Annotated in this window: 21 protein-coding genes and 5 pseudogenes; 16 read left to right on the plus strand and 10 right to left on the minus strand. The window is 68.5% G+C overall.

Translation table 11 applies throughout. From position 1 onward, the window contains the following. Positions 1-208 precede the first annotated feature (208 nt). Positions 209-769, plus strand: a complete 561-nt coding sequence (locus HEP81_RS08240; protein ID WP_037662491.1) for a hemerythrin domain-containing protein — start codon at positions 209-211, stop codon at positions 767-769. A gap of 54 nt (positions 770-823) precedes the next feature. On the opposite strand, the gene HEP81_RS08245 is transcribed toward HEP81_RS08240, so the two are convergent. Further along, complete coding sequence (locus tag HEP81_RS08245) at positions 824-1,360, minus strand: GNAT family N-acetyltransferase (RefSeq protein ID WP_190275968.1); 537 nt, start codon at positions 1,358-1,360, stop codon at positions 824-826. Positions 1,361-1,528: 168 nt separating this feature from the next. On the opposite strand from HEP81_RS08245, the gene HEP81_RS08250 reads away from it, so the two are divergent. Beyond that, a complete protein-coding gene (locus tag HEP81_RS08250) occupies positions 1,529-1,873 on the plus strand; it encodes a type II toxin-antitoxin system PemK/MazF family toxin (protein WP_037664509.1) in 345 nt (114 codons plus the stop codon). Here HEP81_RS08250 and HEP81_RS41400 read toward each other — a convergent pair. Further along, positions 1,870-2,016, minus strand: a pseudogene (locus HEP81_RS41400) (IS630 family transposase); the annotation flags it as partial. The gene HEP81_RS08250 and the pseudogene HEP81_RS41400 overlap by 4 nt on opposite strands. Before the next feature lie 358 nt (positions 2,017-2,374). Here HEP81_RS41400 and HEP81_RS08255 point away from each other — a divergent pair. Next, positions 2,375-2,734 (plus strand): STAS domain-containing protein, encoded by a 360-nt coding sequence (locus HEP81_RS08255; protein WP_051850793.1) that lies wholly within the window; start codon positions 2,375-2,377, stop codon positions 2,732-2,734. A gap of 281 nt (positions 2,735-3,015) precedes the next feature. Further along, positions 3,016-3,858, plus strand: coding sequence for an RNA polymerase sigma factor SigF (locus HEP81_RS08260; RefSeq protein WP_037664510.1), 843 nt, complete (start codon positions 3,016-3,018; stop codon positions 3,856-3,858). Between the two features lie 80 nt (positions 3,859-3,938). Here the strand turns inward: HEP81_RS08260 and HEP81_RS08265 are convergent, their stop codons facing one another. Next, positions 3,939-4,298 carry an STAS domain-containing protein gene (locus HEP81_RS08265; RefSeq protein ID WP_037664513.1) on the minus strand — a complete coding sequence of 120 codons (360 nt, stop codon included), beginning with the start codon at positions 4,296-4,298 and terminating at the stop codon, positions 3,939-3,941. A gap of 184 nt (positions 4,299-4,482) precedes the next feature. Between HEP81_RS08265 and HEP81_RS08270 the strand changes: the two genes are divergently transcribed. Next, entirely contained in the window at positions 4,483-4,941 is a 459-nt protein-coding gene (locus HEP81_RS08270) for an ATP-binding protein (protein ID WP_037664514.1), read from the plus strand. A gap of 53 nt (positions 4,942-4,994) precedes the next feature. Here HEP81_RS08270 and HEP81_RS08275 read toward each other — a convergent pair whose 3' ends face one another. Together HEP81_RS08275 and HEP81_RS08280 are read right to left on the minus strand one after the other, a co-directional pair. Beyond that, a complete protein-coding gene (locus HEP81_RS08275; protein ID WP_078967827.1) occupies positions 4,995-5,444 on the minus strand; it encodes an ATP-binding protein in 450 nt (149 codons plus the stop codon). 182 nt (positions 5,445-5,626) lie between these two features. Next, positions 5,627-6,499, minus strand: coding sequence for an alpha/beta fold hydrolase (locus tag HEP81_RS08280; protein WP_037664519.1), 873 nt, complete (start codon positions 6,497-6,499; stop codon positions 5,627-5,629). Positions 6,500-6,623: 124 nt separating this feature from the next. Here HEP81_RS08280 and HEP81_RS08285 point away from each other — a divergent pair, with 124 nt between their 5' ends. Continuing rightward, positions 6,624-7,043, plus strand: coding sequence for a MarR family transcriptional regulator (locus tag HEP81_RS08285; RefSeq protein WP_051850795.1), 420 nt, complete (start codon positions 6,624-6,626; stop codon positions 7,041-7,043). Positions 7,044-7,064: 21 nt separating this feature from the next. Here the strand turns inward: HEP81_RS08285 and HEP81_RS08290 are convergent, their stop codons facing one another. Further along, complete coding sequence (locus tag HEP81_RS08290) at positions 7,065-7,940, minus strand: IS5 family transposase (protein WP_051850796.1); 876 nt, start codon at positions 7,938-7,940, stop codon at positions 7,065-7,067. A 92-nt stretch (positions 7,941-8,032) separates the two neighbouring features. Between HEP81_RS08290 and HEP81_RS08295 the strand changes: the two genes are divergently transcribed. Beyond that, positions 8,033-8,907 (plus strand): IS5 family transposase gene (locus HEP81_RS08295; protein WP_106980134.1). Its coding sequence is split into 2 segments (ribosomal slippage): positions 8,033-8,368 and positions 8,371-8,907, totalling 873 coding nucleotides; the frame shifts between segments, so codons are not numbered across the junction. Positions 8,908-9,170: 263 nt separating this feature from the next. Here the strand turns inward: HEP81_RS08295 and HEP81_RS42625 are convergent. The 3 genes from HEP81_RS42625 to HEP81_RS08310 form a co-directional block, all read right to left on the minus strand. Further along, positions 9,171-9,647 carry a transposase gene (locus HEP81_RS42625; RefSeq protein ID WP_106979999.1) on the minus strand — a complete coding sequence of 159 codons (477 nt, stop codon included), beginning with the start codon at positions 9,645-9,647 and terminating at the stop codon, positions 9,171-9,173. Positions 9,648-9,800: 153 nt separating this feature from the next. After that, entirely contained in the window at positions 9,801-10,949 is a 1,149-nt protein-coding gene (locus HEP81_RS08305; protein ID WP_037659743.1) for a serine hydrolase domain-containing protein, read from the minus strand. Between the two features lie 650 nt (positions 10,950-11,599). Continuing rightward, positions 11,600-12,052, minus strand: a complete 453-nt coding sequence (locus tag HEP81_RS08310) for a hypothetical protein (protein WP_051850427.1) — start codon at positions 12,050-12,052, stop codon at positions 11,600-11,602. A gap of 507 nt (positions 12,053-12,559) precedes the next feature. Between HEP81_RS08310 and HEP81_RS08315 the strand changes: the two are divergent. The 6 genes and pseudogenes from HEP81_RS08315 to HEP81_RS08340 all read left to right on the plus strand — a co-directional run. Further along, positions 12,560-12,739 (plus strand): annotated as a pseudogene (locus HEP81_RS08315) (peptide deformylase); the annotation flags it as partial. A gap of 219 nt (positions 12,740-12,958) precedes the next feature. After that, positions 12,959-14,092: a PP2C family protein-serine/threonine phosphatase gene (locus HEP81_RS08320; protein ID WP_037659746.1), complete on the plus strand. Its 1,134-nt coding sequence runs from the start codon at positions 12,959-12,961 to the stop codon at positions 14,090-14,092. Positions 14,093-14,268: 176 nt separating this feature from the next. Further along, positions 14,269-15,669: a dihydrolipoyl dehydrogenase gene (gene lpdA, locus HEP81_RS08325; protein ID WP_037659748.1), complete on the plus strand. Its 1,401-nt coding sequence runs from the start codon at positions 14,269-14,271 to the stop codon at positions 15,667-15,669. Positions 15,670-16,240: 571 nt separating this feature from the next. Then, positions 16,241-17,052, plus strand: a protein-coding gene (locus HEP81_RS08330; RefSeq protein ID WP_421673927.1) for an IS5 family transposase whose coding sequence is annotated in 2 segments (ribosomal slippage) — positions 16,241-16,586 and positions 16,586-17,052 — 813 coding nt in all. Because the reading frame shifts where the segments join, the coding sequence is not laid out codon by codon here. A gap of 795 nt (positions 17,053-17,847) precedes the next feature. Beyond that, a pseudogene (locus tag HEP81_RS42630) lies at positions 17,848-18,228 on the plus strand (zinc-binding dehydrogenase); the annotation flags it as partial. Between the two features lie 179 nt (positions 18,229-18,407). Further along, positions 18,408-18,599: pseudogene (locus HEP81_RS08340) on the plus strand (4-hydroxy-2-oxovalerate aldolase); the annotation flags it as partial. On the opposite strand, the pseudogene HEP81_RS08345 reads toward HEP81_RS08340, so the two are convergent. Further along, positions 18,590-20,026, minus strand: a pseudogene (locus HEP81_RS08345) (cytochrome ubiquinol oxidase subunit I); the annotation flags it as partial. The pseudogenes HEP81_RS08340 and HEP81_RS08345 overlap by 10 nt on opposite strands. A gap of 151 nt (positions 20,027-20,177) precedes the next feature. Here HEP81_RS08345 and HEP81_RS08350 point away from each other — a divergent pair. The 3 genes from HEP81_RS08350 to HEP81_RS08360 are packed head-to-tail and all read left to right on the plus strand — an operon-like array spanning position 20,178 to position 22,536. After that, positions 20,178-20,582: a GntR family transcriptional regulator gene (locus HEP81_RS08350; protein ID WP_197697413.1), complete on the plus strand. Its 405-nt coding sequence runs from the start codon at positions 20,178-20,180 to the stop codon at positions 20,580-20,582. After that, the gene (locus tag HEP81_RS08355) at positions 20,579-21,544 is read left to right on the plus strand and encodes an ATP-binding cassette domain-containing protein (protein ID WP_063755262.1); all 966 of its coding nucleotides are present in this window, start codon (positions 20,579-20,581) and stop codon (positions 21,542-21,544) included. Before HEP81_RS08350 ends, HEP81_RS08355 begins: the two co-directional genes overlap by 4 nt. Next, positions 21,541-22,536, plus strand: a complete 996-nt coding sequence (locus HEP81_RS08360) for an ABC transporter permease subunit (RefSeq protein ID WP_037659758.1) — start codon at positions 21,541-21,543, stop codon at positions 22,534-22,536. Before HEP81_RS08355 ends, HEP81_RS08360 begins: the two co-directional genes overlap by 4 nt. Positions 22,537-22,563: the final 27 nt, after the last annotated feature.

Genomic DNA, 22,563 nt, shown 5'->3' on the forward strand with positions numbered 1-22,563 from the left:
TTCGGGAGACCAGCACACGCCCCCTCGACGACGTGCGGACCCGGGTCAGAACAGGCGTACCCCACCGACGGCATTCCATCGCAGTGCCGCCCACTGGGTGCCACGCGGTGAGCGGATGCGCCGAATGCCCACCCGGTTTGCGGGCGCTGGGCCGTGGATACACGGTCGAGGCATTCCGGACGGCGCAGCGTGAAAGAAGGGAACGCCCATGGGACACGGCGGGGACGTCATCGCGGAACTGACCACCGACCACCGCGAGGTCGATGAGCTGTTCGGGAAGATCGAGGCCCTGAGCCCGGGAGACAAGCAGCGCAAGAAGTACGCCGACCAGGCCGTGATCGAGCTGGTGCGGCACTCGGTCGCCGAGGAGGCGTACCTCTACCCGGCCGTGCGCGAGTTCCTGTCCGACGGTGACACGGTCGCCGACAAGGAGATCGAGGACCACGCCGAGGCCGAACGGACGATGAAAGCGCTCGAAGCCGTCGGTGCCGACGATCCGGAGTTCGACCGGCTCATCGGTGAGCTTATGACCGAGATCCGCAGCCACGTCCGCGACGAGGAGGACAACCTCTTCCCCCGGCTGCGGTCGGCGGCCTCCGAAGAGGAGCTGATGAAGCTGGGTGACAAGGTCCGCCAGGCCAAGAAGACGGCGCCCACCCGGCCGCACCCGTCGGCTCCTGACACGCCGCCGGCCAACAAGCTGCTGGCCCCCGGCACAGGCATGGTGGACCGGATCAGGGACGCCCTGACGGGGCGCGGCAAGGACTGACGGCGCACGGCGTCCTGCCCGGAACGCTGCGCGGCTTTCGCTACAGGGGGCCCGTCACATAGGGAGTGAGGACAGCCGTACTGGCCCTGAGGGCCACCGGGCGTCGTCGCGCAGGGGCGTCACCATGGTCCGCAGCGGCATGGTCACGAGGCGGCCTTCGGGTTGTTCGACGAGTACGTCCTTGTCGAGCGGGTGCCATCCGAGGCGCTGGTAGAGCGACACGAGGGGAGGCCGGCAGAAGAGGAGTGCGTGTTGAGGCCCCATCGTTCGGGCGTGCTCCAGGGCAGCTGTGACGACGAGGCGAGCGAGGCCGTGACCTTGCATGCGGGGTGAGACGGCCACCCCGCCGACGCCCACCACCTCTGTCTCGGCGTCGCCGATCGCAACAGGCAGTCGCAGCAGGCCGGCGTGTGCCACGAGGCGGCCGTCGTGCCGGATGGCGAAGTGCTCTTCTTTCGGCAGCCAGGTCAGACCGGTCCAGGCGACACCGAAGGGATCATCGCTGATGCCAAGGATCTCCTCCTGGTCCGCCTTCGTGTACTGGGCGAGCCGCACCACAGTCGGTGCCACAGTGGATCGGTTCTCAGTCATTCCCACATGATGATCTCTCCGCCGAGCACTGGCCTAGGGCTGTGAGCGCGCAGGTTCACCGGGTTCGCTGGCCGCTGCGACCGCTGGACTGGTTGGATTACGGTCGGCAATGGGGTGTTCGGTCCGGGGCGTGCATGGTTCCCCTGCGATCCTGCGTCGGGAGGGCACATGCAGCGCGGTGAGGTCTGGTTGGCGGACTTTGACGAGCGGCGGCCGGTGGTACTGCTGTCAGGAGACGAGGCGTCCGGGTTCCGAGCGATGCAGGTCGTCGCTCCTGCGGGGATCGAGATCAGCGGTGTGGCCGTTGAGGTGGCAGTGGGGGCGCCCGAGGGGCTGCCTGTCGAGGGCGTCCTTCGAGTGGCGCTGCCTCGTCCCGGTCTTGTCCCGTGCACTTGGCTGGTCACGCTGGCCAAGGAAGATCTGACCGAGCGGGTGGGAGTCTTGTCGTCAGCGAAGCTCGGCGAGATCGAGGATGCCCTCCGTGCCGGTGGACTCGAGCAGGCTGCGCGCTAGGCTGCTTGATCAGGCAACGAGCAGGGGCGGCTTCCCCAGCGAAGGCCCTTCTCGGCGTGCAGGGCCCGGGTCTGGATCGTGTGGTTCGGATGATGCGTATTAGCCAGGGTGAACTGCCGCAGCGGCCCGAAGCGGGCCTCGACGCACGCCCCCAAGTGGTGTCAAAACTTGGCGATATCACTCTCCGCCAGCACCGGGCGGTGTCGCGGCCGCTCGACAACCGGTGTCAGGAATCACCGATACAGCCAGAAGCCGTCGGCAGGTGTCAGTCGGTATCCGCTCCGCGAGTTGGTTCGAGAGACACTTCTCACGGGCGTCGATACCGTTGACGCCTAGGACAGGCCCGGGTTCGGAGCAGGTGGACGGCATCGACTGGCCCATGGGCACCACCGAACCATCCAGGGACACGCACGGGCTCAGAAACGCGCTGTGCCGGTGCGTCCTTGGAACCCGACTGATATGCCCGCACGCTGGCGTCACAGCGATCGAGGGAGACGCGGGATGAGTGGCGCGGGAGGCATCACCACCCTGGTTGTCCATGAGGGCGGCACGGCGGTGGTGGGCGTCTTCGGTGAACTGGACCAGTTCACCGGTCCGGAACTGTGCCCCGTCCTGGCTGAATGTCTAGATCAACGGCCGGTCCGGCTGCTGCTGGACCTGTCCGGAGTGTCGTTCTGCGACGCGGCCGGACTCACGGCCTTGGTAGCGGCCAGAGGCGGTGCCTTGCAGGCCGGGACGGAATTCGCTCTGACCGGCGTCCAGCCGGTTCTGCTTCGCGTACTTGCGATCACGGGCCTCGACGCCTTGTTCGTACTGCGACCACAGCACGGTCCCGCTGCCAGGTCCAACCCTGCTTCCTGACACCCTGTCGGCGCTCGCTCGAAAGCCGCGCCGCCCAGAGGCGCCAGCAGCTGCGGACAGGTCAGCTGTGAGCGTTCGGACGGGCGGACGGTACGGCCCTGCGCAACGACCGCTGTCGGCTCAGGGACACTGCCCCCGCCATGCGTCCTGGCGCCTGAGCGGAGTCCGATTCACCGTTCGCTCAGGGAGCAGGCATGGGTGCAGGATGGCGGGGTAGGCGGCATGTCGTCGGCCGTTTCGGCAGGCAGGAGCGGTGAGATCGATCCTGGGAGGGTATCAGCATGGCGCCCAGCACGCTGGCAACGCACACCCGGACGGCCGAGTTGCCGGAGGTCGCCGATCCTTCCCAGGTGGCGCCCAAGGACGCTCGTGAGCTGTCCAAGCTGTTCTTCCAGCAGTTGGCGGTGCTGGAAGAGGGCACGCGGGAGTACAGCTATGCCCGTAACACGCTGATCGAGATGAACATGTCCCTGGTCCGCTACGCGGCGGGCCGGTTCCGCAGCCGTGGGCCGGAGGAGATGGAGGACATCGTCCAGGTCGGCATGATTGGCCTGATCAAGGCCATCGACCGGTTCGAGCTGTCCCGCGAGGTGGAGTTCACCTCCTTCGCCATCCCCTACGTCGTCGGTGAGATCAAGCGTTTCTTCCGTGACACCACCTGGGCCGTGCACGTGCCCCGGCGGCTGCAGGAGGCCCGTGTCCAGCTCGCCAAGGCGACCGAGGAGCTGCGCAGCCGTCTCGACCGTGACCCGACGGTCAAGGAGCTGTCGGAGCTGATGAGCCTGTCCGAGGACGAGGTGCGTGAGGCCCGCTTGGCCTCGAACGGTTACAACTCCTCCTCCCTGGACGCCACGCTCAACGGGAGCGAGGACGGCGAGGCGGCGCTCCAGGACTTCATCGGGACCGAGGACACGGCTCTGGAGCTGGTGGAGGACTTCCATACCCTCGCACCCATGATCGCCGAGCTCGACGAGCGAGACCGGCAGCTCATTCACATGCGGTTCGTGGAGGAGCTCACCCAGGCCCAGATCGGCGAACGTCTGGGTGTCTCGCAGATGCATGTCTCGCGACTGCTGTCCCGGTGCCTGGCCCGGCTGCGCGAAGGCATGCTCACGACCGGCTGAGTCCATCCGCGGTACCCCTCATGATGCCCGCCATGGCTGCGGCGGGCATCAGCCATGCTCAGCTCATCCGGCTGACGGGGTCAGACGGCAAGCGCGTCGCGCAGAGTCGGGTGGCAGGGGATGACCTCGGTGAGGCCGACGATCCCGAGGGTCTCGGAGACGGCGGGGCTCGGCGCAGCGAGTCGCAGCCGGCCGCCATGGCGCTGCGCGGCGTGATGCGCGGCGATGAGAGCATTGATGCCGCTGGAATCCATGAAGGTGACGCCGCTGAGATCCACCACCGTCACCTGAGCGGCAGCGTCACCGGCGGTCAGGGCATCCAACAACTGCGGAGCGCTGTCAAGATCGATCTCGCCGCACGCCGTAACCACCCGGACGCCACTGGTATGACTCATGTTGATCGACAGACGCGCATTTCCTGCAGAACGGTTGTCCGCCACAGTCCCTCAGCACCTCAGCAAGCGTCGGTGACGCCGTACCCAGCACTTCCTCGATGTGGATCTGCTCGCGCATGGTACCGGTACTGCACCCGGATGGCCTTGCCACCCACAGGTACAGGTTGCGCGAGCGCGGTACCCGCCCGGGAGGACGGCGTACGCGAGCAGGGCGGGAGTGACATGACAGATGGGCGCGGACCCAGAACGTGAGTGTTGCCACGGACCGAACTCCACGGCGGTCGAGGAGACCATCGCGCTGTCAGGAGACGGCTCCTACATCGCCGAATCCCGTCACCGAACCGCCGCCTTCTTCACCGGGGACGCAGCCGACAACCGTCCAACGAGGGTGTCGGGGCGGATCGTGAGCTTGGCTCAGCTGGTGGTCAGCGAGTTGGTCACCAACGCCTGCAAACACGCACCCGGCCCCATCCGGTTGTGCCTGCGGCCGGCGGACGAGGCGGTGGAGGTGGAAGTGTGGGACAGCCATCCCGGGATTCCGGCGGCTCGGCAGGCGGACCCTTACAGGGTGGGCCAGCACGGTCTGGAGATCGTGAAGGCCGTTGCGTCCGACCTCACCGTCCTGCCCGAGGAGGCCGGGAAACGGGTCACCGCCCGCCTCCTGCTTGATCCCCGGCCCTCGGCCTGACGCCGGCCCGGCGGGAGATGTCAGCCGCTCTCGGTGCGCGACTCTCGCGAGGGTCAGCCGGCCGGTTGCTGCAAGGGCAGGTGTGCGACGACTCGTTTGCCCGTGCCCAGGGCGATGGTGCGTACCTGGTCGCAAAGCCGGGTGACCAGGTACAGGCCGTGTCCGCCGATGCGGCCGGCGTCGGGCACCTGAAGACGTGGCGGGAGCGGGGAGCTGTCACGGACGCTGATCCGCAACTGCGCGGCGTCCGGAGAGACTTCGAGCAGGAGTTCACCCGGTCCGGGTGCGTGACGGACGGCGTTGGTGACCAGTTCACTGACGACGAGCTCGGCGTCCTGGCTGGAACGCTCGCGCGGATGGTGTCCTGCCCGTGCCAGCAGTGAACGCACGGCGTGGCGAGCCTGGGCGATGTGCGCACCCCTGGTGCCCCAAGCGGCGCCGTAGCGCCAGGGCGCCCTCGGCCGCTGCTCTTCCGGTGTCTGCTTACTGAGCGTGGTAGTCATGGAGGATCCCTTGTCGGTTTCCTTGGCATTTCTTCACGTGCAATAGGACTTGCCTGTATTCGCCTACCCGCTGTGACGCCATTACGCCTCTGGCAGCCTACTAGGCCGTGTATCGGAAGTGCTATTAGCGGAGCTAAACGAGGGTTGATTTTCAGGGTGCGGTGCCCGGGGCGGGCTGAGACTCAGTCACCGGACCGTTCCAGGAAGCCGGCGAGGCTACGGTTCGCCTCGGGCGGGATGGCGTGCGGAAGCGCGTGATGGGACACATCCGGCAGCACGGTCGTTGCGACGCGTGGCAGCAGCGCCTCGGCGCGGGCGGCCACCTTGGAGGGGTCATGGGTCCTGCTGCTTCCGGCGAGGAGCAACAGGACCGGCAGGTCCAGGCCGCGCAGGGCGTCCGGTGCCGGGCGCGGCCCGGTTACGGGTCGGAGAGAGGGGAAACCGGCGGCCGCCTCTTGGAGGGCGAGCCAGTCGGGATCAAGGGCGGAGTCTTTGGTCTCCCACTCCAGGAAGGCGCGGACCCGGCGGGGTGTGTTCCGCAGCAGCATGGGCAGTGCGTGCACCAGGTAGGCCGGGCTGAACCCGGCGAAGCACTGGGTCGGGTCCAGAAGGGCCAGGCGGCGTATCCGGTCGGGCGCGCGCATGGCGTGATGCAGCGCGATCCAGGCGCCGTACGAGTGTCCGCCCAGGTCGGTCTCGGCCACTCCGAGGCCGTCGAGGAGCGCGTCCAGCCAGGCCGACAGGTCGGCGACCGTGCGGGGGCGGCGGTCGCCCTCGGGAGTGCTGCGTCCGGGGGCGCCGATCAAGTCGACGGCGAACACCCGGTGGGTGCGGGACAGTTCGGCGGCCTGCGCGTACCAGGACGCGGAGGTTGCGCCCCCTCCGCCGGGCAGGAGGACGAGCGAGGGCCTGTCGGCCGGGCCGCATACGTTGACGTGTGTCGTGCCGAAGGGCGTGGGAACGGTCGCCGTCTCGCGAGCGGCAGGCCACTTGGTCATGACCTTGTCGTAGGCCATGAGGAAGTTGTCGGCGTCGTACGTATCGCGAGCGTTCATGAACGGCGACTCCTCTATTATCTCGCTCAGCAAGATTCTTGTTGGGCGAGATAATACGTGGAGGTGGTCCGTGCCCGATCAGGAGGGTGAGGAACTCGTCGAACGAGCCGAGCCGGGGCCCGAGATGGAGATCGTCCACCTGCTGCGCGCGGTGGCCGTCGACCTGGGCAGGCACAGCACCCGGTTCGCACAGCGCAACGGCATGCACCCCACCGACGTGCGTGCGCTGATCACCCTGATGGACGCCGCCCGCGCCGGCGAGGAGACCACAGCAGGGCACCTAGGCACCGCTCTCGGGCTCAACTCGGCAGGAACCACAGCACTGGTCGACCGCCTGGAACGGGCCGGGCATGTACGGCGGGTGCGCGATGCGCGGGACCGCCGCAAGGTCACCATCGAAGTGGACGAGCGGGCGGTCGCCCTCAGCTGGTCCCACTTCGGACCGCTCATCGATCGGGCGGTGGACCTGCTGCGGGGATACGACGAGCGGGAACTGGCTGCGGTCAGGGGCTTTCTGACTGGGATGCGGAAGGCAGCGGTCTAGGATGTATCTCGAATATGCTGGTCACAGCCACTCGTTGATGGCCGCGACGAGAACGGTTGCCTCGTAACGAACCGCGAGTTTGTCGTATCTCGTGGCCACGGCACGATGCCTTTTGAGGCGATTAATGCCGCACTCGACCGCGTGGCGCTCGCGGTAGTCGACCGGGTCGAACTTCGGCGGCCGACCGCCGCGGGAGCCGCGCTGCTTGCGGTGACGCGCATGGTCGGCCTTGTCCGGGATGGTGCAGCGGATACCTCGTCTACGCAGGTAGGCGCGGTTCTTGCGGGAGGCGTAAGCCTTGTCAGCGCGCACGCGGTCCGGGCGAATGCGTGGCCGGCCCACCCCGACGCGAGGCACGCGAATCTTCTCCAGCACGGCCTCGAACTGTGGCGAGTCGCCGCGCTGCCCGGCCGTCACCACGATCGATAGAGGCTTCTGGCCCTGCTCGACAGCCAAGTGCAGTTTGGTGGTGAACCCGCCGCGCGAGCGCCCCAGTCCGTGATCACGAGGCTCGGTGACGACACCGCCCGGCGGCTCCTTCTGCAGGTCACCGTGCTTTCGGGCCCCGGCCGCATGCTGATGAGCGCGACACACCGTGGAGTCGACGCTCAGGTCCCACGAGATCGCCCCCTGCGCGTCGGCCAGAGCCTGGAGCCGGGTGAGAACCCGGTGCCAGGTGCCATCCCGCTGCCACCGGCGGAACAAGTCGTAGATCCGGCCCCACGGCCCGTACTCGACGGGCACATCCCGCCACGGAACACCGGTCCGGACACGGAACCGTATGCCGTCGACCAGCTGCCGCCGCGGCCAGACGGGCGGCCGCCCCACCTTCCTCCCCGTCGGCAACAACGGCTCCAGCACAGCCCACTGTTCATCCGTGAGATCTCCCCGCCCCATGAACACGATCATTCACAGGTCAAGATCCACTTTCGATACACGGCCTAGGGTCTGTTGCGAAAGTGGATCTTGTTCGTTGATGATCACCTTTCGTGGGACGTGGGGATCTGACGAACGGCCAGTGGGCCCGGCTTGAGCCGTTGCTGCCGCAAGGCATCAAGCCGGGTCGTCCGCAGGTGTGGACGCGGCGGCAGCTGATAGACGGCATACGGTGGCGGACCCGGACCGGTGCCCCATGGCGTGACGTGCCCGAACGCTACGGGCCGTGGGACCGGGTTTATGACCTGTTCCGGCGCTGGCAGCGGGACGGCACCTGGGCGAGGATCCTCACCCAGCTCCAGGCCGAGGCCGATGCGGAGGGCCTGGTCACCTGGGACGTGAACGTCGACTCCACCGTCTGCCGGGCTCACCAGCACGCTGCCGGCGCGGTGAAAAGGGGGATCTCCAGAAGGAACCGCCCGGCGGGATCTTCGTCGAGCCGGCCGACCACGGTCTCGGACGATCCCGCGGCGGGCTGACCAGCAAAATCCACCTCGCGGTCGAGCAGGGGCAGAAGCCCTTGTCCGTCGTGATCACGGCTGGACAGCGGGGCGATTCCCCGCAGTTCGAAGCGGTCCTGGAAGCCATCCGGGTTCCGAGGCTGGGACTCGGCAGGCCGCGCAAGAGGCCGGACCGGGTGCGGGCCGACAAGGCGTACGACTCCCGCAGCAACCGCTCCTACCTGCGCAGACGCGGCATCAAAGCCACCATCCCAGTCCCTGCGGACCGCGTCCGCAACCGCCTCAAGCGCGGCTCGCGCGGCGGGCGTCCACCGGCGTTCGACAAGGACGACTACAGGCAGCGGCACGCGGTCGAGTGCGGGATCAACCGGCTCAAACGCCACCGGGCCGTCGCCACTCGGTACGACAAACTCGCCGTCCGCTACGAAGCGACAGTGCTGGTCGCAGCCATCAACGAGTGGCTTTGACCAGCACTTTCACAACACGCCCTAGGCGACTGAGGTGTGGCTGTCAGGACGAGAGCGGCTTGGTCGTCGTCCATGCCCGTGGTACCGGTACGCGCACGACTTGGGTGACAGTGTGATCGCTGCGATGGTGTGGCTCTGAGTGGCCAGCGCGTGCGTGAGGCGGTCTTCACCGAACTGCTCCCCCTGGTGGTCGGGGCTTCGGTGAGGGCCTCGGTGCAGAGCAGCAGACTCTCGGTTGGCTGGAGGTGAAGCCGGTGCCTGAATCAGTGCTCATCCTCAGGCCGGTGGAAGTCGAAAGTCCCTGATCGCCAGGGACCGTGCTCGGTCAACTCCGAGTCCGGCCGCCGCAAGACGGCCGGGACGCTCTCGCAGCCGCGGTCGGCAGGGTTCGCTTGGGGGAAATGGCGCACGGTCCAATGCGTTGGCAGGTGAGTCGTCCTTCGCACGGGTGATTCGCCGATGCAGGCGCGTGCCGACAAGCGGGCTGCGGCAAATACCACGAAGGCTCCGGCCCGCTGCCAGCGGTTCAGGCGCCGCCAGCAGGTCTGCCCGGATCCGAATCCCAGCCCCAGCGGTAGGAGTTGCCAGGCGATGTCCTGGTGCAGGACGTACAGGACGTCCTGCAGACAGAGCCGATCACCCACTGGCGTCGGCCTCGGCGACCGCGTCGGCCAGGGCGGCCGCAGTGGTTCGGTCAGCGCCCACATGTCATTGTCCACGACCCACGGCCGAGTCGTCATACCCGCCGAGCGATCAGATCGTCACAACAGTCACGCTCGACCGGGACACCTCAGCAAGATCTCCTTGCGTGCTTAAACAGCCGTGCGTCGTGGTCCGATCTCGCCACCCGGTCAGCTGGCCCACCGTGAGGTTCCGGGCGTGAGATGCGTGTGTCAGGCGTCCGCCGCGTACCGCCAGAACTCCCTGATCACCGGTGCCGGCACGGGACCCGTCGCTGCCACCTGGGTCAGCAGGATGGTGACCGCGCCCGTGGCCGGGATGACGTGCGCCGCTGTGCCCGTGCCGCCGACCCAGCCGTAACGGCCGGGCGCGTTCCACGGGTTGGTCCGGTCGATGTCGACCGAGCCGCCGAAGCCCCAGCCCTGGCCGTCCAGGAACAGTCGGCCGATGTCGCGCTGCGCCGGATTCGTATGGTCGGTGGTCATCATGCGCACGGAGTCGGCCGACAGCACCCGGCGGCCGTCGGCTGCCACCCCGCCGGCCAGCAGCATCCGGCAGAAGGCCAGCCAGTCGTCGGCGGTCGAGGCCAGCCCGCCATTGCCGAGCGGTAGCGCGGGCAGGCTGCTCCACTCGCCGTCCGGGCCGTCGGCGAGCTCCAGGCTGCCGTCGTCACCTGGCCTGTAGAAGCTGGTGAACCGGCCCCGCTTGGCGGCCGGCACCTCGAAACCGGTGTCCACCATGCCCAGTGGCTGGAAGATCCGCTCCGTCAGGAACTCGGGCAGCGGCTGTCCGGTGACCCGCGAGATCAGTACCCCCTGCAGGACGGAGCAGGTGTCGTACAGCCAGGCAGCACCCGGTTGGTACAGCAGCGGGATGCGGCCGAGCGCCGCCATCCACTCGTCGGCCGGCGGGAAGTTGCTCGGCACCCGGCCGTCCTTTTGCACCGTGAACAACTCCTGCACCGCCGGCAGTGTGAAGTCGGAGGGAAATCCGTACCCGGCCTGGGAGGCCAGCACGTCGAAGACGGTGATGGGCCGGTCGGCCGGCACCACGTCGTCCACCGGGCTCGCCGGCGTGCGTACGACCATCGGCTTCCCCAGCTCCGGCAGCCACGTCCAGATCAGGTCGTCCAGTGCGAGCGTGCCCTCCTCCAGAAGGATCAGCAATGCGGCGGCGGTGACGGACTTGGTGAGCGAGGCGACCCGGAAGACGGAGTCCCTCGCCATCGGGGCGCCGTCGCCGGCGTCCTGCGCGCCGACGGCCACCACCTCGACCTGGTCAACCCGGGCCACGAGGCCCACCGCTCCCGGCAGCGTACCGGCACCGACGTGGGCTTCGAGCAAGTCGTGCAGGCTCGTCATGAGGCCGCCTTCCAGAAGATTGCTGTCGAAAGACAGACTCCCGCACAGGCCGGGAATCATCGGCCTCGGCAGGTCTGGTGGCCGGAGCTTTGCCAGGTGGAGGACGTGGTGGTGCGCACCCTCGTAGAGGTGCCCGAGCGTGCCACGCACTGGTCGAAACGGGAGCTGGCCAAGCGGGTGGAGATCTCGCCCACGGGCGTGCTGCGGATGTGGCGGGCGTTCGGGGGACGACCTCACCCGATCGGCCTACACCGCTCCCGCGCCGATGTGCGGCGTACCCCGTTCGGCCGCATGGTGAGGGTGACCAGGTTGCCGCCGAGCAGCAGCTGTGATGCTGCAGCAGGGAGGCGTCGTGACCGTGATAGCTCTGCTCGTCCCGGTGGTGGTCATCCTCATTCTGTTCGGGACGTCCGCTCTGGAAGACCTTCTGTTCCCGCCGCCTCGAGCACCTTCACCGGAAGGGCAGACGGCGAGGCCGAATGATTGACGCTCTCTGCCCTGGAAGACATGCAAGAACATAGGAGCGCAATTCGCAAAGCGTGTGCCCATCTTCGGCGCGCGGACGCGGCAGTGGGGCCGGACAGGTCGATCCCGGCCCCACTCAAGTCCGGCTGCGCCACGATCGGCTGCAGACCCGCCTCAGCTCGCCGTCAACTGACCTGAACGGTGAGCGGCGACGAGTGGAACGTGCCGGACTTGGTCGCCACCCGCACTTGCTCGGTGCCCTTCTTGGTGAACGTCCGCTTGATCGTGTAGGTGCCGTTCTTGTTGACGACGGCTGTGGTCTTCAGCGTGGTCCACTTGCCGTTGTGCCTGTGCTGGAGCACCAGCGTGGAGCCGGCCTTTATGCCTTTGACCCGGCCGGTGAACATGACGGTGTTGCCCACCTTGACGGCCTTGCGGTTGGCCGAGACGGTGATCGAGCCCATCGCGGTCGGCGTCCGCGACGGCTTCACGCTCGGCATGCCGGTGTGAGTCATGGTGGGCTTGGGGGCCGGGGTCCCGGTCGCTGCGACGGCTCCGGCCGTACCGGTCGACAGCAGGGCGGCGGACAAAGCACCGGCGGCGAGTGCGCGGGTGTGATGGCTTCGGGTGACGCTCATGTGGGTCTCCTGGACTGATCGGAGTTCCCCCCCCGGGAGCGAGTCGGCCATTCGGGACGGCTCGCGCATCCAGGCTGGCCCGAGCACGGCGGACCGGCATGTCCAAGCGAGTACCAAAGACGTTGAAGAATCCATCACTTCCGACGAAACCGCAGCTGGGGCCAGCAATTTCTCACCGCCCACCGCTAGCTCGCTTTCACCGTGCATCACTGGAATGGACGAGCGTGGATACGTAGAGCGAGCATTGAGGGATCGCGGGGCTGGTCGGAATCGCCTGTGACCCCGCAGCATGTTCCACGGTGCGCGCTGCTCCGCACCCGGCAGGCCACCCGTTCGGAGGTTTGCGAGCGCGGGTCAACCGGGTCAGGTTGTCTGGGTTGGTGTCCGGCCGACGGACAAAGGCCAGCACGGCCCTAGACGAGGAGAAGTCGTGTTCCAGCACAGCATCAGGCGTGAGCGTTGGACCGCTCGGGGGCACCGGGGTAGCCCGATGAGCAGTACGGGGGCTGCCTCAGTTTCTTCGACGTGCGCGACGTCGTCCCTCGTCCGCTGAGAATCACGGTGGAGGCCACCACCCTGTCCGACGAGATCACGACCACGGTGTACGAGCGCGGCCTCGCCCGCCCCATTCACCATGAGCTCGACCACCTCGACGGGCTGCTGTACACCACGCGGATGCACGACTGAGTCACCCCGATCCCGGTCGAGGACCGGCAGACGGCCCGCGCCTGGGCCTACGAGTAAGCCACCTCCCCGAGACCGGTCGCCGAAGGGAGCACCGCGGCCGAGTCGGCCACCGATACCCGGGCCGAAGCGTTCACGCCCCCTTGCCAAGCAGGTCCGGTGCTGCTTGCAGTCGGGAGTCTCCGCTCGTCATGGCTCTCACGACGGTGCAGTCTGGACTACATGAACGTCCGGCGGCGCGAGGCCGGGGTGCGCAGGCCCTGGCAGTCGAAGCAGGCGTTGCTGGCGGTGCCGATCGTGCTCATCGTCGTGATCACGGCGGTGGACCAGCTCGTACCGGAAGACGTTCACCTCAGCCCGCTACTGGTGGTCGCTCCAGCGATCACCATCGCCTTCGCGGGTCCGTGGCTGACCGCCCTGGTCGGTTTTCTGACCGTGGTGGCGCAGGCGTACATCGGCTGGCACTTCAACGTGCTGATGACCCGCAACGTCTTGGTACAGATCCTCGCTCTTGCGGTGATGTCGGCCTTGGCGGTCCTCTTCTGCGTGGTGCGTGAGCGCCACCGCCGTCAGCTGGCGCGGGTGCGGACGGTCGCCGAGGCCACGCAGCACGTACTGCTGTGGCCGCTGCCCGACCAGCTCGGCAGCGTGCAGGTCGCAGTGCTGTATCTGGCGGCTGAGGACGAAGCCCAGATCGGCGGTGACCTGTATGCCGCCACCTCCACCGAGGACGGTGTCAGGATCATGATCGGTGACGTGCGCGGCAAGGGACTCCCAGCCATCGGCGAGGCCGCCCTGCTCATCGGGGCCTTCCGGGAGGCCGACCATGAGCACGCCGGATTGGCGCAACTGGCCGCCGCACTGGAACGCAGCGTCACCCGGAACCTGGCCAGCCTGGCTCCGGCAGAGGAGAACGAGGAGCGGTTCGCCACCGCGTTGCTGGTCGAGATCCCTGAGGAGGACGGCATCGCGCGTATCGTGAGCTGCGGACACCCCCCACCGCTGTTGATCAGCGCGGACGGCGTCACCCTGGTTCCGGTGAACCCCGCTCCCCCCTTGGGAACCGGCTCGCTCGGGCCTGTGATCTACACGGTTGAAACGTTCTCCTTCCAACCCGGTGACACCCTGCTGCTCTACACCGATGGCGTCATCGAGGCACGGGGCACCGACGGTGGCTTCTACCCCCTCGTCGAGCGGGCTGCGCAGTGGACCGGCTACAGCCCCGAGAAGCTGGTGCACTTCCTTCGCTGTGATCTCCTCGCCCACACGGGCGGCTGCCTCGACGACGATGCGGCGGTGATCGCACTGTGCCGCTCTCGCAGCACACACGGCCAGCACCTGGAGATGCGGAGGTGAAAGAAGGGCAGGAGGCTCGCCGGCCAGCGCCAGGACCGCTGCGGGCACGCGTGTCGAACATCACCTCGAAGGGACGTGAGGGTAGTTGGTAGCTTCGACACATCAACTGCGCCAGGACCGCGGCTGGTTCGGGCGGCTTGCGCGTTGTGCCACTGTCGGACGAAGATCGACCTTTCGTGAGCCAACATTTCGATGTCATTGTTCTAGGAGCGGGCCCGGGCGGTTACACAGCCGCGGTCCGCAGTGCGCAACTCGGCCTGTCTACCGCAGTGGTGGAAGAGCGGTACTGGGGCGGCGTCTGTCTCAACGTGGGCTGCATCCCCTCCAAGGCACTGCTGCGCAATGCCGAGATGGTGCAGTTCGTCACGAACGAAGCCAAGGCGTACGGCATCTCCGTGGGCGATGACGTCTCCGCGGACTACGGGGTCGCCCACCAGCGCAGCCGCAAGGTCGCCGACGGCCGGGTCAAGGGCGTTCACTACCTGATGAAGAAGAACGCCATCACCCAGTTTGAGGGGCGGGGCGCTTTCACTGACGACCACACCCTGACGGTGACCTACGCGGACGGGCGTACGGATACGGTGACTTTCGGCCATTGCATCATCGCGGCCGGCGCCACTCCACGGCTGCTGCCCGGCACTGCCCTGTCGGATCGCGTGGTGACCTACGAGAGCCAGATCCTCAGCGAGACGCTGCCGGACAGCATCGTCATCGCCGGCGCCGGCGCCATCGGTGTGGAATTCGCCTACGTGCTGCGCAGCTACGGCGTGGACGTCACCATCGCTGAGTTCCTGGACCGCATGGTCCCGCTGGAGGACGAGGAGATCTCCAAGGAACTCGCGAAGCACTACCGTAAGCTCGGCATCGAGGTCCTCACGGGCACCGCCGTGGAGACCATCGACGACTCGGGCCCGCGCGTCCGCGTCACGGTCGCCAAGAACGGCGAGCGCCGGGTCCTGGAGACCGACAAGGTGCTCCAGGCCATCGGCTTCGCCCCGAACGTCCAGGGCTACGGCCTGGAGCACACGGGTGTCCGCCTCACCGAGCGAGGCGCCATCGACGTCGACGGACGCTGTCGCACCAATGTGCCGCACATCTTCGCGATCGGGGACGTCACCGCCAAGCTGATGCTGGCGCACGCCGCCGAGTCCATGGGCGTCGTGGCCGCAGAAACCATTGCCGACGCGGAGACCATGGAGCTGGACTACACCATGATCCCGCGAGCCACCTACTGCCAACCGCAGGTGGCCAGCTTCGGCTGGACGGAGGCCCAGGCACGCGAGCGCGGATTCGACGTCCAGGTGGCCAAGTTCCCCTTCACCGCCAACGGCAAGGCCCACGGCCTGGGACATGCCGTGGGTTTCGTCAAGGTCATCAGCGACGGCAAGCACGGTGAACTGCTCGGCGCCCACCTCATCGGCCCCGAGGTCACCGAACTCCTCCCGGAGCTGACACTCGCCCAGCAGTGGGACCTAACGGTGCATGAGGTCGCTCGCAACGTTCACGCGCATCCCACGCTCGGCGAGGCGGTCAAGGAGGCAATCCACGGCCTGGCCGGCCACATGATCAACATGTAGACAGCAGACGCTTAAGCTCAGGGTGCCTTCGGCCTATGGTCCATTGGCAGACGTGGAGCTGATTACCGCGATGCACCGCGGTAATCAGCTCCACGCGGATTCCTCCTGAAGTGCGGTTACGCTTCCAGTCGGCCACCACTTAGCTGAGGTGTCGATGTCCATAGCGTCAGGCGCGCGTGGGACGGAGCGTGGGCTGGCAGTAGCCGAACCTGCAGCGTGCCTCCTGACAGGCGACGGCGCCCCTCACTACCTCGCTCGTCTACAACAACACGCCCGCGCACGCCTTCTGGGCCATTCTCGCCCCGGCGAACGGCCTCGCGCCCAGCGACCAGCAGCGCATGGCCGCCCGCATCATCGAGTCCGCCGACACTGAACCCGCCCGCCTGAGCCTGGTTCTCGGCTCACAGACCCTGGACTCCACGAGACTAGGAAGCGAACGCTCGAGCGTCGGACCTGGGCTGCACCATCCGAAGCTCAGCACAAAGGAACACCCGACGAAACCGGCTCTTACTGGCCCTAACAGAAGTCGTTGATCATGTGACTATCGGCGGGGCTGTTCGTTGGTCTGGTCGTGGGGAAGCGTCAGTCGCGGGCGTGGGTCGTGTCAGATGAACTGTGGTCGTTGATCGAGCCGTTGCTGCCCGAGCCAGGTCCAAAGCTGGTCTCGGGCCGCCCGCGGGTGCCGGACCGGCAAGCGCTGTGCGGGATCCTGTTCGTGCTGCACACCGGGATCCAGTGGGAGTACCTGCCCCAGGAGCTGGGCTTCGGTTCGGGCATGACCTGCTGGCGACGCCTGGCCGCCTGGAACGAGGCAGGCGTGTGGGGCGAACTGCATCTGGTGCTGCTGAGGAAGCTGCGCTCGGCGAAGAAGCTGGACTGGTCCCGGGCGGTGATCGACTCCTCCCACGTGCGGGCGGCCCGGCGGGGCCCAAAAGCGGTCCCAGCCCGGTCGACGGCACACGACCGGGCAGCAAGCACCACATCCTCACCGACGGCCAGGGCATCCCGCTCACGGTGTCGCTGACCGGCGGCAACCGCAACGACGTCACCCAACTGCTGCCCTCGCTGGACAAGGTCCCGGCCGTCGCAGGGCTTGTCGGCCGGCCCACGCCCGACATGCTGTTCGCCGACCGCGGCTACGACCACGACAAGTACCGGCGACTGCTCTGGCAAAGAGGCATCCGCCCCGTCATCGCCGAACGCGGCGGACAGCACGGCACGGGCCTGGGCACCTTCCGCTGGGTCGTCGAGCGGACCATCTCCTGGCTCCACGGCTTCCGCCGCCTGCGCATCCGCTGGGAACGACGAGACGACATCCACGAAGCCTTCCTCGGCCTCGCCACCTGCCTCATCACCCACCGACACGTCCAACACCTTTGTTAGGACCTCTTATATGCGCGGGCGAGTGCGATCGCGAAGTCGGCGCATTCTGAGAGCGTCACAGAAACACGAACCGCATGCGGCGCCGACCGCATCGTGCGCGCCAGAGCGGCCGATCTCACGACGAAGTCGGACGGGAGCGCTCCGGTGCGGCTTCGTCGTCGCACGGCTCCGCGTAGCGGTCCCGTGGGCGGACGTCGGCGGGGCCTCGCCGTATCACTCGCCTATCACCCAGCCATCACCAACTGGGCGGCCTCACTTGGACCAGAAGGACCTGACCTGCGGTTTCATGCCCGCCCTGGACTGGCGTGGACGCCCCTGGACGGTCTTTCCAACCTGTGCCAGGTGGTGCCCAGTGAGGGACCCAGGATCAGGACCGGAGCGTCTTCTGGCCCGTCGAGGCGGTATTGCAGGGTGTTCGGTGGTGTCTCACTCACGCACCCGACCCTCTCACGTCTCACGACTGCCCCTATGAGGGGGCTGCTGACTGCACTTGTCCGACCAGGTGGAAGACCTCCGGGCCGCGTAGCGTTTGAGGCGAACTGCCGGCGTCCCGAGGAACGCTCGACGGAGCTGAGGCCGCACAGCGCGGCGAACGACGCCTCGCTGTCCAGCCGTTCCGAGGGCACGCTACTGCCCATCCCGGACGAGCTGCCTTTCGACCAGGCTGCGATCATCCCCGACGCGGTCTCCACGCCGTACGCCGCGATCGTGGGCACCGGCGCGGTCCGCCCCGCCCAGTCGGTCGGCATCTGGGGCGCGGGCGGCCTCGGCGCCCACGCCGTACGGCTCGCCCGGATGGTCGGCGCGGCCCCGATCATCGCGATCGACCCGCTGCCGTCGGCCCGCGAGCGAGCCCTCCTCTTCGGCGCGGACGTCGCCCTCGACCCGATCGCCCCGGGCTTCGCGGAGGCGGTGCGGGAGGCGACCGCCGGGCGCGGCCTCGACGTCGCCTTCGACTTCGCCGGCGTGGGCGCCGCCCGCGCCCAGGCCGCGTCGGTCCTCGGCCCGTTCGGTTCGCTCGTCCTCGCCGGACTCACCCCGGAGCCGGTCACGATCGCCGACAGCATCGGATTCTGCTTCAACGTCAACCAGGTCCGCGGCCACTACGGCTCCGAGCCCGAGCACGTGGAGCAGCTCGTCGGCCTGGCCTCGGCCGGACGCATCGCCCTGGCCCCCTCCATCACGGCCCACGTCCCGCTGGCCGAGGCCGCGGACGCCGTCGCCCGCCTGGAGAAGAAGGTCGGCGACCCGATCCGCCTGATGCTCACCCCCCTGAGCGGGAGGAGCGGTGGCCGGCTCCCCCGGCCGCCGCGACCGCCGCTCCAACGACCGGGCAGGCGCGGAGGGTTCGACCGGTCTCGCTGTCGGTGGCCAACAGCGTCGTCGCCGTGGAGAACGGGGTGCGCCGGGTCGACGCCTCTCTCGCCGGGCACGGCGCGGGCGCGGGCAACTGCCCGCTGGAGGCGTTCATCGCGGTGGCGAACCTCTCGGGGATCGAGCACGGCTGCGATCTGTTCCGGCTCCAGGACGCCGCCGACGATCTGGTCAGCTCGGGCGGCCCGGCCTTGACGTACTTCACGAGCAGCTTGACCTCGATGACGGCGAGGATCGCGTAGAGCAGCGTGAACAGGGCCAGGGAGGCGATGACCTCGCCCTGGGAGACGCTGGGCGAGACGGCGTGCCGGGTCTCCAGCATGCCGTAGACGACCCATGGCTGGCGGCCCGTCTCGGTGAAGATCCAGCCCCAGGAGTTGGCGATCACCGGGAAGGCGAGGGTGAGGGCCGCGATCCGCCAGTACCAGGCGGTGTACGAGGGGGCGAGGACCCGGTTCTTGAAGAGGACCAGGTGCGGCACCTCGTCCTCGCCGACCCGCAGACGCTCGGGCAGCATGAACTTCTCGCGGGTCAGCCAGAGTCCGAGCAGGCCGATGGCGAAGGACGCCATGCCGAAGCCGATCATCCAGCGGAAGGCCCAGAAGGTGACGGGGATGATCGGGCGGTAGTCGCCGGGCCCGAACCGCCGCTGCTCGGCCTTGTTCGTGTCGTCGATGCCGGGGACGTAGGAGTGGAAGTCGTCGTGGGCGAGGAAGGAGAGCAGCCCGGGGACGGACAGTTCCACGGTGTTGCGGCCCTTGCTGACGTCCCCGTAGGCGAAGACCGAGAAGGGTGCCGCGTGCTGGCCGTGCCAGAGCGCCTCGGCGGCGGCCATCTTCATGGGCTGCTGGGTGAACATGACCTTGCCGAGCCGGTCGCCGCTGATCGCGGTGAGCAGTCCGCCGACAACGATCGCGACCAGGCCGAGCCGCAGCGAGGTCTTCATCACCGGGATGTGCCGCTTGCGCATGAGGTGCAGGGCGGCGATGCCGGCCAGGAAGGCGCCGCCGGTCAGCAGGGCCGCCGAGAGGGTGTGGAAGACCTGGACGACCACGGTGTTCTGGGTCAGGACGCGCCCGAAATCCGTGAGTTCGGCGCGTCCCCTCGCCCGGTTGATCCGGTAGCCGACGGGGTCCTGCATCCAGGAGTTGGCCGCGAGGATGAAGTACGCCGACAGGATCGACCCGAGGGCCACGATCCAGATGCAGGCGAGGTGGATCCGCTTCGGCAGCCGGTCCCACCCGAAGATCCACAGCCCGATGAAGGTGGACTCGAAGAAGAAGGCGAGGAGGGACTCGAAGGCGAGCGGGGCGCCGAAGATGTCGCCCACGAAGCGTGAGTAGGCGGACCAGTTCATGCCGAACTGGAACTCCTGCACGATGCCGGTGACCACGCCCATCGCCATGTTGATCAGGAAGAGCCTGCCCCAGAACTTGGTCGCCCGCAGGTACTTCTCCTTGCCCGTGCGCACCCACGCGGTCTGGAGGCCCGCGGTCAGGGCGGCCAGGGAGATCGTCAGCGGGACGAACAGGAAGTGGTAGACGATCGTGACGCCGAACTGCCAGCGCGCCAAGGTCTCCGGCGCCAGAGCGAGATGCACGTCTTCCGTCTCCTTTTACCGCCGTCGTCACGCGGAACTTTATCCCCTTTGCGCCGTATGGACACCGACGTCCGGCCGCCCGGACCCGACGGTTTGACACTGTCTCAGGCGGTGACTACTTTCCCTAATCAATTAGGGAAAGGGTTACCTGATGAAGTACCAGCTGCGCAGATCCAGCGGCACGCCCGCCTATCAGCAGATCATCGAGCAGACCGAACAGGCCCTGCGGCTGGGCATTCTGAAGCCCGGTGACAAGCTGCCCACCGCCCGTGAGGTGGTGGAGAGCGCCGTGGTCAACGGCAACACCGTGCTGAGGGCGTATCAGGAGCTCCAGCGGCGGGGCCTGGTGGAGTCCAGGACGGGTCTTGGCACATTCGTGGTGGGCACGCTCGGCAGCGCCGACCGGGTCGACGGCTCCGGGCTGCGGCAGGAGCTGGAGCAGTGGATGACCCGCGCCCGGGAGCACGGCCTGGAGCGGGAGGACGTCATGGCCCTGGTCGTCTCCGTCGGCGACGCCTGCTTCGCGGAGCGGGCGCCCGAGGGGCGGGCGCGGTGACGGCGCACGCTCCGACGGCCGTCCAGGCGGAGGGGGTCGGGCTGCGCGCCGGGCGTGGCGGGCGGCGCCGGGACCTGCTCGCCGACTGCGCCTTCCGGGTCCCGCGCGGCGCGGTGTGCGGCATCGTCGGCCCGAACGGCGCGGGCAAGAGCCTGCTGCTGTCGGCCGCGGCCGGGCTCGTCCGGCCGCACTCCGGCCGGCTCACCGTGCTCGGGCAGCCCGCGGGCGCGGACGCGTTGCTCGCGGACGTCGCGTACGTCGACCAGCACCGCCCCCTGTACCCGCGGATGCGGGCCGCCGAACTGCTGGCCATGGGCCGCGACCTCAATCCCCGCTGGGACCACGACCGCGCCGCGGAACTACTGGAGCTGGGCCGGATCCCGCTCGACAGCAGGGCCGGGTCCCTCTCCGGCGGCCAGCGCTCCCTGCTCGCCCTCGCCCTCGCGCGCGGCAAGCGGCCCCGGCTGCTGCTGCTCGACGAGCCGCTGAGCGATCTCGACCCGCTGGTGCGCCGGGCCGCCCTCGGCCTGCTGCTGGGCGATGTCGCGGAGGGCCAAGGCACGGTCCTGCTCTCCTCCCATGTGCTGGGCGATCTCGAAGAGGCCATCGACCATCTGCTGCTGATCGACGGCGGCCGGATCCGGCTGGCCGGCGAGCTGTCCGAACTGCTCGCCGCACACCGGCTGCTCGACCGGCTCGGCCTGCTGGAGTGCCAGGCGGGTCTTGCACCATGGCGGGTGCACCCGGTGGACCCGGTGGACGAAGAGCCACGCCATCTCACGCTGGTCCGCGTGGAGCAGGAGACGCGCACCGAGGCGGCCGAGGCCGAACTCCCCAGACTGGAAGAGCTGGTGGTCTCCTATCTGCGCTCCCCCTCCGTGGCGGGCTGGCTGGCCCCCGGCATGCGGCCGGGCCGGTACGGCGACGCGGACCAGAACGGCACCGGGACGGTGGCGGCATGACCGTGTCGTCCCCCCTGCGGGTCGTGCCGGTCCGGCTGAACCGGCCGGCCCTGCACCCGAGGCCCGTGCGGTACCGGGCCCTGGTCCGGCTGAGCCTGCGGCGCCATCGCGGCACCCTCGCGGCCATGGCCCTGGCCTCGGCGCTGCTGACGGCGTGGGTGCTGCGCACGGCGCACGACGTGGTGCGGGTCCGGGCCGAGCGCGCCGCGACCTCGTGCGCCGAACTCCCCTATCTCGAACGGTGCGACGCCACGGTCCGCGATGTCTCCGACGCGCTCCAGGCCGTCCAGCACGCGCAGTTCGCCCTGGTGGCCGTGCCCACGCTGGTGGCGGCGCTGCTCGGCGCGCCGCTGCTGGCGCAGGAGTACGAGCGCCGTACGCACCGGCTCCTGTGGACGCAGTCGGTGCCCCGGCAGCGCTGGCTCGCCGGTCAGCTCCTCGTGCTGGGCGGCGCGTCCGTCGCGCTCGGCATCGTCGCCGCCGTGCTCGGCGGCCGCCTCCGGGCGGTCACCTCGCCGACGCTCACGCACGACTCCTCCGCGTTCTCGGCGCTGCCGTACAACTCCTTCGGGCCCGTCCTCGCTACGGCGACCGTGCTGGCCTTCGCGATCGGGGTGCTGGCCGGGGAGCTGATCCGGCGCACGGTCCCGGCCATGGTCTGCGCCCTCGCCGGGTACACGGCCGTGCTGACCCTGCTGACCTGGCTGCGCCGCTTCCTCCAGCCGACCCTCACCCGGTTCCCGCCGCACGGCTACGACCTGGCCCCGGACGACTGGCTGCTGCGGGACGGGGTGGTCACCCCCGACGGCCGCAGGCTGTCGTACGCGCAGTGCGGGCCCGCCGGCTGCCCCGACGGCTCACGGGTCTTCGACGCCTACCACAGCGCGAGCCAGCTCTGGCCGATGCAGTGGACCCAGGCGGCGCTGACGGTGCCCCTGATCGCCCTGGCCCTCCTCACGGTGCACCGGTCCGTCCGCCGCCGTCTGCCGTGATCCTGCGGCCGCCCTCCCCCCGCCGCA

It is taken from the genome of Streptomyces griseofuscus (genome assembly GCF_014673495.1).
Classification (GTDB): domain Bacteria; phylum Actinomycetota; class Actinomycetes; order Streptomycetales; family Streptomycetaceae; genus Streptomyces; species Streptomyces murinus.